Raw genomic sequence first — 10606 nt, forward strand, 5'->3', positions numbered from 1 at the left:
TACACTCGTTCCCATACCGAACACGCAAGTTAAGCTCTAAACGGCCAAGAGTACTGCAAGGGAGACTTTGTGGGAGGGTAGGTGGTCGCCAGGTACAATAGTAGAAAAAAGACACTAAGTTAAATCTTAGTGTCTTTTTATGTTAAGGCAAATTTATTTTAACGTTAATAAGTTTATACACAAAAGAGACAATTTTATATTGGGTAGTATTGCTTTTAGATAAATTAAATAGAAGAAAGGTTAAAATAAAATGCTTAACCTCCACATTATATAAAAATTCAAATAAGACTACTTTGAATACATAGCTATTTTAATTACTTTAGTTAAAATAACAAATTATAATTAAATTTTTTTCAGTAACGGTGATGATAAAAAACACTTCTTGATTGCAATAAAATTTCGCTATAGTTCGACAAATATCTATAGTTTTCTTCTATTTGACTGCAAAACAAATTTCCATTAAAATAAAACAGGATTAACCTATGAGAGAACAGGTTTTATGTTTGTTCTACCACCAGTTATTTTTATTTTTGTGGTAACGCTATTATTTCATAGTAGAGGAAATATAAAAGCCTAAGCAATAAAAACTTAGGAAAACTAACACTTATGGAATTCCGAAGAAAATTATATTGTATTTAAACAAGGGGGAATAGTAAATGAATTCAAAGAAAAAAGCAATTATTGCAGCGGTATTATGTGTAAGCATGATGGGCTTTGTTGGATGTAGTTCTAATAAGGGCACAGACTCAGCTGGAGCTCAAAAACAAGAGGAAAAATCAAAAGCACCTGATGAAGTAGCTGGTGTATCACTAGCAAATCCAATAAAAGTTGATAAAGAAGCTGGTACTGTAACTGTACTAACTCAAGTAAATGGTAAGTACTTTACAGAGGTAACTCGTCACGCTTCAGTATTCAAGGATGGATCTAATGGAGCTAAGTCTGTATTTACTGCATACGGAAATCATGCTGACTTCTATAATGCACTTATAGAGATAGGAGCTAAGCCAGGAAATAATATGACTCCAGATAATGCTACAACGACTAAAGTTGAAGGCACAGCACTTAATTTAAAGGTTACTTGGAATGGTGCTGGTAAAGAATATGATGTTAATGAAGTTATTAAAGATAGTAATGGAAATAAAATAGCTTTCAAGTTTGGAGGAAATTTAGAAAGAGCTAAAGCTAAGAATACAGGATGTTTATCGTGTCTTGATAGCTGCCCAGTTGGTATAATATCAAACACTGCCTATTCTTATGGTGCAGTAGAACAAACTAAAGAAGCTAAATTTACTGCAAATAAAGATGTACTTCCTGAAGACGGAACTTATGTAGCTACTATATACTCAATTGCTAAATAGTATGGATTACTTTTTAGATTTGTGTGGACATACCACACAAAATAATTAGGGGGGTGTAGTTTATGAGAAAGCTAAGATTGCTATTTTACTATACTGCTACAGGTATAGCACTAGGGTTTCTTATATGTATGCTAATGTTCTTTAGTGTAGCATATGAAATGATGTTAGGGCTAGGATTAGTAATGTACATTTTCGCAGGCTTTGGACTTATGGTTGGTATTTCTAAGAAAAGACTGGATTGGAAGTATTCATTTTATATCATTGAATTAGTAACTATTTTGCTGGCTTTAATCACAGGAAGATTACAACAATTCTTTTATATTACAAAAGAAACACTATTACTTACAAATCCTGTATCACAAGTAAGGCCTATTTTTATTATTTGTGCAGTAGTGGTAAATATGATAAACCTATATATTGTACTTACAGTTGGAAAGTACCAGAAGGAATATACTAGGGAAGAAAGAAAAGCTTTAAAACAAAAGGAAGTAAAACTAAAAGACTTAAGAGAAGAACTAGATGAAGAGCAAGTTGCAAAAGTTAAGAGAAATAGAAGAATTGGAAGAATGGTTGCAATTGTTAGTATAGCAATTTTTATGCTTTGCTACTTTACCATTCCTTCTCTTCATAATGGCTTAAATAAAGCCTTTAGTACAATATCTAAACTAGATACCACAATAGTAATTGATTATTTGAGATCATTCGGTAAATTGGCAATTGTAGTATCATTTACTCTAATGGTTCTTCAATCAATTGCTGCACCAATTCCAGCTTTCTTAATTACTCTTTCAAATGCAGCTATATTCGGATGGTGGCAAGGAGCAATATTATCTTGGGCATCTGCTATGGCAGGAGCAGCATTATGCTTCTTTATAGCGAGAGTTCTTGGTAGAGATGCGGTTGAAAAACTTACTAGCAAAGGTGCAATGGAAAGTATAGATGTATTCTTTGAAAGATACGGAAAGTTCGCAATATTAATTTGTAGACTTTTACCTTTTGTTTCCTTTGACTTTGTAAGTTATGGTGCTGGTCTTACTAACATGAAGTTTTGGTCCTTCTTCATAGCAACAGGATTAGGCCAATTACCAGCAACAATTGTGTATTCATATGTTGGAGGAACTCTCACTGGTGGAGCTCAGAAATTGTTCGTTGGATTATTAACATTGTTTGCTTTATCAATAGTAATAGGTATTGCAAAGAAAGTATATAATGATAAAAATAAAAGTAATGAAAAAGATGAAATAGTTTAGTAAGGGATTAACAAACTATTAGAATTATGAAAGCCTATAGGATTAAATAAATCTATAGGCTTTTTAAATCGTCAAAATTCGAGAGCTTTCATAACTGAATGCTATAATTAAAATAGAAACGCTGAGAATAAATAGAACCACAAATAGAAGTTTATGCTCTTTTGATTAAATTACAAGGCCTTTTTATGAAGGGTGATGTATTGAAGTTCTCTTAGAGTATAAGGTACATATTAAGAGTAGTTGTAACTAATATAAGTTTATTTGTATTTGTAGATAAATTATAGAAAGGTGAAGTTGCCATGGAAGATAAATATATTGTTAAAAAAGAAAATACTCTAAGTAAAATTAATAGTATTAAAGATGGGTGCATTCAATGTGGCAAATGTGTGAAAAGTTGCTTAATGCTTCAGGAGTATTGCAATAAGCCTAAGGAATTTTTCACCAATGTGTGCGAAAGTAAAAATATAGAGACTATAATTCCATTTTCCTGTAGTTTATGTGGAAAGTGTAATTTAGTATGTCCTAAGAATTTAGATATACAAGATGCCTTTATGGGGTTAAGGGAAGATATCGTTGAGCAGAATAATGGAATTTCACCACTAAAAGGCCATGAAACTATTCACATGCATCAAAAATTTAGCTTTTCACCTCTGTTTACAGGGATTGTAAAAGAATCTGATAAAGTTGAGAGACTTTTTATGCCTGGATGTAGTTTAAGTGCATATAACTATGAATTAGTTCTTAAGGTTTATGAATATATAAAAGATAAAATACCTGGGACAGGGCTACTACTAGGGTGCTGTGGAAGACCTACAAAAGACTTAGGAGAAAGTGATGAATTTAAGAAAAAGTACTCTAATCTTGATAATATGATAAAGAATAGTGGTGCAAAGGAAATAATAACAGCATGTCAATCTTGTCTTAAAGTTGTAGGTGAGGAAAGTCCAGAATATGTTGTTAAATCTCTTTGGACAGTACTTAGGGATTTAGGAGTACCTGAGGGTGCTAAAGGTATAGGAAGTGAAAGTGACTTAGAGTTTTCTATAAAAGATTCTTGTGCCTCCATGAGGAATATAGAATTACAAGATAGTATAAGAAGTATAATGGATGAGTTAGGTTATAAAGTAAAGGAACAGAAAGAAAAGAATGTATCATGTTGTGGTACAGGAGGAATGATTCATACTGTAAATACTGACTTATCAAAAAAAATAATGCTGGACAGTGCAATGAAGTGTGATACTGATTATATTGTAACTTATTGTGGAGGATGTAGAAACTCAATGGTTCAAGGTGGCAAACACTCATTACACATACTAGATTTAGTATTTAAGGATATATGGACAAGTAAATCTTCTATGCCAACTGCAGTAGGTTCTTTGAAATCCTGGATGAATAGATTTCAGGTTAAGAGAAAGTCCAAAACAATTAAGTAATTTTATAGCAAATTGTAGCATATAAGCATGCATTGTTTTTTATTTATTAAACTAAAGTTACTAAGAGCTAATAGTTTTGAAAGTAAGTTTAAGTATAAGAAAGTGGCAATGGTATAGAGACGTAAATTTGTTATAACATTGCCAATCTTCTTAGTTAAGTAAATATCCCATACAAATGCTGAAGTCTTGAATCCTCATGGGGTTTCAATGGAAATTAATATATAGAACTAAGTTATTAACTTATATACTTTTAGTTAGTATTTTATAGAGTATTTTCTTCAATTTGATTATTAATGTTATTGGTTTCAATTTTATCCAAAGAAATTTTCTTTTTTAGATAAAGTGAACCTAGGATAAGAGCAATTAGAAGAGCTATAGAGAGATAGAAGCTAGAGGAACCAATCTCTGTAGTTTTATCTCCAAGATTTATGTATACAAATATACCAGGGATTGTTCCTATTAGTGTTCCTAATGCAAAATCTTTATATTTAATCCCTGTAAAACCTGCACAATAGCTAATAACATCAAAGGGAACAAGCGGGATGAGTCTTAGAATGAAAACAATATAAAATCCACCTTTTTTCATTGCATTCTCTAATTTAGAAATATCTTTTTTCATGACCTTTTTAACAAAGTTTTGGCCAAGGCTTTTAGCTAAATAGTAGGCAAAGGTTGCACCACCAAGAGCACCTAGTAATGTATATATGAATCCACCAGCTAAACCAAAGCACATTCCACCTGAAATAGCTAAAACCGAATCAGGAAATAAAGTAACAGCTGATAATGTAAATAGGATTATATAAACTAGTGGAGCTAAGACACCATAGGAATTAACGTAATTTTTTACATTTTCAGGGGTGCATTCATGAAGAAAATCTATATTTCTAGTAAAGCATAAAGTAACTATTATTAAGATTAACAATGTTGACCACTTTGTTATGTTTAGGAATTTCTTATTTTCAAAACAACTTTTTAATGAAATCTTTATTTTATTTATCACTTAGGACCTCCTATTTTAAGTTTAAAATTTAAACAAACACCATGTGTTTATACCAAAATTAATTTTATACTATAGGTTAGTTGAAATCGAATAGGTATATTAAATGAAAAAAAAATATCTATTTAAAAATAAAATATACAAAAATTATATATAAGGTTTATTAATTTATCACCTTATGATTAAATAATAGGGATTGTTTCAAGGGGTTTATATAGGTTCAAAAAATAACTAATAAAAGAAAAAATTCTAACACAATCCAGAACTTTGAAGTTTATTAATAAATAAGTGCTACTTTTATTGTGAAGGATAGTACTAAGAATGATGTTATTCAGAAGTATTATTTAGAAGGGGGAGGAGAAAGTAGGATGTTAGACACAAGAGGAAGAAAGTATTTTCAGCCTTTATTTGAAAATATAGCAACCTTTGTAATTAGCAAGAGAATTACTGCTAATCAAGTTACAATAATGGCTTTTATTATAGGACTAATAGCTGCTATAGTGGCATGCGTTTGGAGCCCAATTTTAGGGATAGTTTTATTATGGATATCAGGATTTCTTGATGCATTAGATGGAACTATTGCGCGAGAAACAAAATCCTCTAGTGGTATTGGGACCTTAATGGATATACTATTTGATAGAATAGTAGAAATAGCCATGCTTCTTGCAATAGAGTGCATGACCACAAGTATTAATATAGGTGTATATATTTCACTTGTTTTAGGATCTATTATTATATCAATGACAATATTCCTAACTGTAGGTGCTCTTGCAGAAAAAAGTGGAAATAAGTCTTTCTACTATCAAGCTGGACTTGCAGAACGAACAGAAGGGTTTATAATGATTTCTCTAGCTGCAATTTTACCAAGGTTTAGAGAAATTATATTAATTATCTTTGCTGCTATGATATTATTTACAGCAGCCCAAAGATTTTTTGAAGCTAAAAGAATTTTGAAGTAAACTTTAGATTTCTATTTAAGTTTTATACCCTAGTATTCTAGGTGAAAATATATTTATAATTTTGGAGGTATGTATGAAGAAATTAAAACGAATTTTAGTTGTGGTATTGTCATTTATGATGATTTTTGTTTCAGCATGCGGAAATAAAAATACTGCAAACTCAAATGGAGACCCTAAGAACTTTGATGAGGCCTTAGCTTCTGCAAAAGGAAAAACTGTTAACTTTTATGGTTGGGGAGGAGATCCAGCAATAAATAAATGGTTAGATGAAGTAGTAGCTAAAAGCTTAAAGGAAAAGTATGATATTACTCTAAATAGAGTATCTATGAATATTGACGAGATACTAAATAAACTTTCAAATGAAAAACAAGCTGCAAGTACTAAGGGTGATATTGATGTAGTTTGGATTAATGGTGAAAATTTCTATACTGCAAAGAAAAATCAACTACTGTATGGACCTATAACAGACAAGATTACAAACTATAGTAAATATTTAAATACTGAAGACTTAGAAGTGAATTATGATTTTGGAAACAAGATTGAAGGTATGGAAGTTCCTTATGGTAAGGCTCAATTAGTTTTTGTTTCAGACAGTGCAAAAGTTAAGGATTTTCCAACAAGTACAGAAAAGCTTTTAGAGTTTGCCAAGGCTAATAAAGGCAAATTTACATATCCAGCACCACCGGACTTTACTGGAAGTGCTTTCGTTAGAAATGTTATATATGATATTGTGGGATTTGATGCACTTAATAATGCTAAAGCTGATAAGGAAGAAATCTATAAAGTTATTAAACCAGCTTTTGATTATTTAAATGAACTAGAAAAATATCTTTGGGAAGAGGGAAAAACTTATCCAAAAGAAACTTCTGTTATAAATAAAATGTACCAAGATGGTCAAATGCTAATGACAATGAGCTATACTCCTTTGTTTGCAGCACAAAAAATAGCACTTGGTGAGTTTCCAGCAACATCCCAAACCTTTGTTTTTGATAGAGGAAACATTGGAAATACTCACTATCTAGCAATTCCTTTTAATGCACCTAATAAAGATGCAGGACTCGCTTTAATAAATCATATTATTAGTGCTGAAATGCAGACTACAAAATATGATGTAAAAAACTGGGGAGATCTTCCGGTGTTTGATGTAAGTAAATTATCTTCAGAGGAAAAGTCTACATTAAGCAAAGTAGACAATGGAAAAGGTATTTTAACACCAGATGAATTACTTTCTAAAAGAAAGCCAGAAGTTAGCGCTGAAAAGGTAACAATAATAGAAAAGCTATGGGAGGAGAAAGTATTAAAAGAGTAATGAATAGTAAATACAAGCCATACATTTTAGTACTACCATTTTTATTGATAATGACATTAATCTTTTTCATGGGATTGATAAATGGAGTTATTCAAAGTTTAGGATATCTTCCCTTTATAGGGTTAAAAGAATTCACCTTTAAATTTTATAGTGAAGTTTTAAAAGACAAGGAATTTTTAAGCTCCTTGTCTTATACTCTATACATATCATTAGCTTCTTCTATACTTTCTGTAGGAATTGGAATATTAGTAGCATTTTTATTAGATAAAGTTAAAAAGGATGGCAAATTATCCTATGGTCTTTATGAAACTCCAATTATAATTCCTCATTTGGTTGGAATATTAGTTGTTATTTATATTTTTTCTCAGACTGGCATTATTTCCAGAGTAATGTATTTGATAGGAATAATAAAGGAACCTTCAGACTTTCCACTTTTAATTTATGATGAAAAAGGGATTGGAATAATTTTTGTATACTTATATAAGCAAATTCCATATGTCGCATTAACCGTATATTCTGTTCTTAAAAACTTAAACAAAGGACTTAAAGATGTAGCTTTAAACTTAGGTGCTAGTTCGATGCAAGCGGTAATTTATATAATTCTTCCACTTTTAGCACCTTCAATACTATCATCTTTTCTTATTACCTTTGCTTTTGATTTTGGAGCTTTTGAAGTTCCTTTTCTTTTAGGAAGTCCTGCAAAATCAATGCTTCCAGTTAAGGCTTATATAGATTATACGAATCCAGACTTTGCTTACAGACCTTATACAATGGTAACAAATGTGATAATTTCTACTATTTCATTACTTTTAGTACTGGGATACACACAGATATTCAAGTACTTTGGAAAGAAAGGAAAAGAAGGAGGAATCATATGAAAAGTAAAACTATTATAAGTAAAGGGATATTTTATTTCCTTGTTATAGGAAATTGTATACCTCTAATACTACTTTTAATGCTTACAGTAAGTGGTATGTGGCCTTATCCAGAGCTAACTCCCCAAAATCTATCCCTAAAATATATTAGTTATGTATTTTTAGGGAACAAAGATACATTGAAAGCAATAATAAGTAGTATAATGATAGCAATTTTAACTACTGGACTAACTCTTGTTATAGCAATACCTGCATCAAAGGCATTAGCCATTTATAAGTTTAGAGGAAAAGAATTTATAAAGGTTTTAGTACTTCTACCTATTATAGTGCCAAGCATTACGATTACTACTGGCATACAGATATCTATGATTAAAGTTGGGTTAACAGGTACTTTTATAGGAGTTACTTTAATTCATGTTGTTTTCACTTTACCATATGCTATAAGAATACTTTTAAATGTATTTGAAATTTTGGGTGACAAATATGAAAGACAAGGAAGTATTTTAGGTGGAAATAGGTTTCAGGTATTTAGGCACATTACATTACCAATGATAATGCCGGGGATTTTATCAGCTGCAATAATGAGTTTTACTGTATCACTAAGCCAATATATAACTACCTTTTTAATTGGAGGAGGAAAAATTATTACTATTCCTATGATACTCATACCATACGTACAAGGTGGACAGGTACAAACAGCTGCAATTTATAGTATAATATTTATATTTGTAGCTTTAATTTCTTTAGGTCTCATGGAAGTAACTGTGAAAAAATATTATAATATGAATAATGTTTTATATTTATAGGAGGTTGAAAGTTGGCTAATTTAAAGGTAGAACATATATATAAATCCTTTGATGGTAATAAAGTTTTAAAGGATATAAATATTGAGATACAAGAAGGAGAATTAGTCTCTTTACTTGGACCTTCAGGTTGTGGAAAAACAACTCTATTGAAAGTTATTGCCGGGTTAGAACTCCCTGATGAAGGAAAGGTTTTTTTTGATGGAGAAGATTATACAAAATTAGAAAGTAATAAAAGAAATGCACTAATAGTATTTCAAGACTATGGGCTATTCCCTCATATGACCATAGAAGAAAATATAGGGTTTGGATTAAAGGTAAGAGGGGTAAATAAAATAGAGAGAAAAAAAAGAATTGTTGAAATGCTAGACCTAATACAACTGCAGGACAAGGGGAAAAATTATCCTCATGAACTTTCAGGGGGACAAAAACAAAGAGTAGCTCTTGCAAGAGCTGTTATTGTTCAGCCTAAAATATTACTTTTAGACGAACCTTTTTCAAATCTAGACACAAATCTTAAGGAAACAATGAGAGATTTTGTTTTACATATTCAAAGTAAAGTTAAAATAACCACTATTTTGGTTACTCACGATAAAGAAGAGGCTTTTATGATGTCTCAAAAAGTTGCAGTAATAATGGATGGTGAAATAAATCAGTATGGATCTCCCGGAGAAGTATATAATGCGCCAGCAACACGACAAGTATCTGATTTTATTGGAGAGGCTAATTATATTCAAGGAAAAATCATAGATGGGGTTTTTATAAGCAATATAGGAAATTATAATACCCCTATAGATAATAAGGATATAGCTTATTTATTAATTAGATATAATGAAATAGAACTAACAAAAGAAACATCTGAAATCAAATGCATAGTATTAGATAGAAAATATGCGGGTAAAAACACGGTTTATAAAGTATCAATAAATGATAATTCTATTTTAACTTTAACTTCAAATAATAGCAATTTTCAAGTTGGAGATAAAGGATTTTTAAAATTCAATTTAAAAGCAATTAATATATACTAAGGCAATAATAATAAGATTAGAGCACTTTGAATCCTTATATCAAAGTGTTCTTTTCATAATTTCTTTTAGAAGTAATAATTATTAAAGTAAATAATTTTATGTGTAAGACGAATAAAGTTTTTCTAAGGACATTGTTTAATAAAATAAATTAAGGATTAAGCTGGTGAGAAAAAAGATTTTAGTTTGAAATTTTTCATATATTTCACGCAAAATTAATATATACTGCTCCCAGTGTGTCATTACTAGAAATAAGCAGAAATAGATAGAAAAAAAGAGAAAAAGTAGAAAAAAATTATTTTATATAGACTTTTGAACGGAATGATTAATTTATTTATGATAAGATATTACTTGTCCACAAGAACGGACAACATTGCTAAAAGCTTCAATACAGTTTTGAATTGTAAGTTAAAATTTCAAAACAAAAGTGTTGACAATAAGTTTTAAAAGTGATAGAATATATAAGTCATCAGTTGATGGTGATATCGCTACAGTGTAGTGATAAATTGGTCTTTGAAAATTAAACAGAGAAAAAGGTAAAACCAGTTAATTCTAGTGAACTAACAGTTCACAAAATGACTTTAACAAGTCAGCGAT

Annotated in this window: 9 protein-coding genes and 1 rRNA gene; 9 read left to right on the forward strand and 1 reads right to left on the reverse strand. The window is 30.3% G+C overall.

Going from position 1 to position 10606, the window contains the following annotated elements; translation table 11 throughout:
- From rrf to J2Z44_RS20790, 4 genes are all read left to right on the forward strand, one after another.
- Window positions 1-94 (forward strand): 5S ribosomal RNA (rrf, locus tag J2Z44_RS20775); the annotation flags it as partial.
- Window positions 95-656: 562 nt separating this feature from the next.
- Window positions 657-1358, forward strand: coding sequence for a YdjY domain-containing protein (locus J2Z44_RS20780; RefSeq protein WP_021284624.1), 702 nt, complete (start codon window positions 657-659; stop codon window positions 1356-1358).
- Window positions 1359-1924: 566 nt separating this feature from the next.
- Window positions 1925-2608 carry a TVP38/TMEM64 family protein gene (locus J2Z44_RS21710; RefSeq protein WP_242833437.1) on the forward strand — a complete coding sequence of 228 codons (684 nt, stop codon included), beginning with the start codon at window positions 1925-1927 and terminating at the stop codon, window positions 2606-2608.
- Between the two features lie 299 nt (window positions 2609-2907).
- Window positions 2908-4041, forward strand: a complete 1134-nt coding sequence (locus tag J2Z44_RS20790; RefSeq protein WP_209650033.1) for a heterodisulfide reductase-related iron-sulfur binding cluster — start codon at window positions 2908-2910, stop codon at window positions 4039-4041.
- Window positions 4042-4303: 262 nt separating this feature from the next.
- Here J2Z44_RS20790 and J2Z44_RS20795 read toward each other — a convergent pair whose 3' ends face one another.
- The gene (locus J2Z44_RS20795) at window positions 4304-5041 is read right to left on the reverse strand and encodes a TVP38/TMEM64 family protein (protein ID WP_021284628.1); all 738 of its coding nucleotides are present in this window, start codon (window positions 5039-5041) and stop codon (window positions 4304-4306) included.
- A 365-nt stretch (window positions 5042-5406) separates the two neighbouring features.
- On the opposite strand from J2Z44_RS20795, the gene J2Z44_RS20800 reads away from it, so the two are divergent.
- The 5 genes from J2Z44_RS20800 to J2Z44_RS20820 all read left to right on the forward strand — a co-directional run bounded on the left by J2Z44_RS20800 (window position 5407) and on the right by J2Z44_RS20820 (window position 10012).
- Window positions 5407-5997 (forward strand): CDP-alcohol phosphatidyltransferase family protein, encoded by a 591-nt coding sequence (locus tag J2Z44_RS20800; protein WP_031271779.1) that lies wholly within the window; start codon window positions 5407-5409, stop codon window positions 5995-5997.
- A 73-nt stretch (window positions 5998-6070) separates the two neighbouring features.
- The gene (locus J2Z44_RS20805) at window positions 6071-7306 is read left to right on the forward strand and encodes an ABC transporter substrate-binding protein (protein ID WP_209650034.1); all 1236 of its coding nucleotides are present in this window, start codon (window positions 6071-6073) and stop codon (window positions 7304-7306) included.
- Window positions 7306-8184 (forward strand): ABC transporter permease, encoded by an 879-nt coding sequence (locus tag J2Z44_RS20810; protein ID WP_209650035.1) that lies wholly within the window; start codon window positions 7306-7308, stop codon window positions 8182-8184. Before J2Z44_RS20805 ends, J2Z44_RS20810 begins: the two co-directional genes overlap by 1 nt.
- Entirely contained in the window at window positions 8181-8987 is an 807-nt protein-coding gene (locus J2Z44_RS20815; RefSeq protein ID WP_021282659.1) for an ABC transporter permease, read from the forward strand. Before J2Z44_RS20810 ends, J2Z44_RS20815 begins: the two co-directional genes overlap by 4 nt.
- 11 nt (window positions 8988-8998) lie before the next feature.
- Window positions 8999-10012 (forward strand): ABC transporter ATP-binding protein, encoded by a 1014-nt coding sequence (locus J2Z44_RS20820; RefSeq protein WP_209650036.1) that lies wholly within the window; start codon window positions 8999-9001, stop codon window positions 10010-10012.
- Window positions 10013-10606: the final 594 nt, after the last annotated feature.

Source organism: Clostridium punense, from assembly GCF_017874425.1.
GTDB classification, from domain to species: Bacteria; Bacillota; Clostridia; order Clostridiales; family Clostridiaceae; genus Clostridium_J; species Clostridium_J punense.